The 1094-nt window shown below is 54.8% G+C and carries 1 protein-coding gene and 1 pseudogene; one reads left to right on the top strand and one right to left on the bottom strand.

The annotated features are described in order from the left end of the window. Positions 1-439 (bottom strand): annotated as a pseudogene (locus ACNSTU_RS17485) (IS5/IS1182 family transposase); the annotation flags it as partial. A gap of 164 nt (positions 440-603) precedes the next feature. Between ACNSTU_RS17485 and ACNSTU_RS17490 the strand changes: the two are divergent. Next, positions 604-1047, top strand: a complete 444-nt coding sequence (locus ACNSTU_RS17490; protein WP_418212814.1) for a hypothetical protein — start codon at positions 604-606, stop codon at positions 1045-1047. Positions 1048-1094: the final 47 nt, after the last annotated feature.

Genomic DNA, 1094 nt, shown 5'->3' on the forward strand with positions numbered 1-1094 from the left:
TATCGACGAGTTTCGTGACTTTGAGCTTCTGGACGCGGTAGCTTGTTCGTTGGCAGTAGTGGCGGCTCGCAGCTGAACGGTCGTAGAATGTGGCGTCGATCGCGCCGTGTTCGGAGGGATCGTGAAGCTGCGCCGACTGGCGCAGCAGCACTCGACAGACGCGCATGCTGATCCGGTCGAACGCTTTACATAACGTCGATGGAGAGGGGAGATCGGCCGCGTTGAGGCCGATCTCCCCGATTATTTGCGGCATCTCTTTGAGCAGGTCAATCGTCATGCGGTAGGACGTCCCGAGGTAAATCCGGAGACAGTGCAGGGAAACGAGGGCGTAGTCGGCGAATCCGCCGCCTCCTTCTGGTGCGGTGGATTCCTCTCCATCACCAGTGACGTTTTTAGCGACCGGCGCTACCTGCCCAATGAAGCGAGAGATTTGGGTCATAGTCAACCGGAGTCTCTCGCTTCAACTCCTTTGATTTACTGGCCTATCCCGACGCCGTCTAGCGATTCAACACAGCCGTCGTCTACAATATCAAGCGAGCAGTGAAACAGTGAATTCCACCGCCGTATGGCGATTCAACACAGCCCTTTGAGGAGATTACGAATGTGGGTGGCGGAACGATCGAGGTCGAGAGTCTCACAGACGGAGAGGGCAACGAAATCACCGTTGGAAATCTAAGAATCAGTGAAAGCGGCTGTAGGCGCGACGAAGAAGAATGTCCGCCGTGTCCCCCTGCGAGTGTGAAGTATGAGTTCGTGAAAGAAGAAGAACCCACGAGTGAAGATGATTGCGGCTTTGTAGTGGAGGGCACTGCTGATGACAGTCTAATCCGCAACATCTCGTACACTTCAAAGGAGAACGAACTCTGCGAGCCAATCCAAGTCTGTTTCGACACGGACTACTGCGATCTTCAGGTGGAGGTGAAAGCCGCTACCACCGAGCGCGCCATCTCACTCGAAGGCCCCGGTAGAGTCTGCTTTGACACGCCAGACGGTCAGGGGAGAGCGATCAGTAACTTCACCGTTGTCTGTGTAGATCCAACGGAATGAAATGATCGTGTCTACTGACTGCTGAATTGTCAAAAATGGCACGGCTG

The sequence above is a fragment of the Aquisalimonas sp. APHAB1-3 genome (genome assembly GCF_048323695.1).
GTDB lineage: Bacteria > Pseudomonadota > Gammaproteobacteria > Nitrococcales > Aquisalimonadaceae > Aquisalimonas.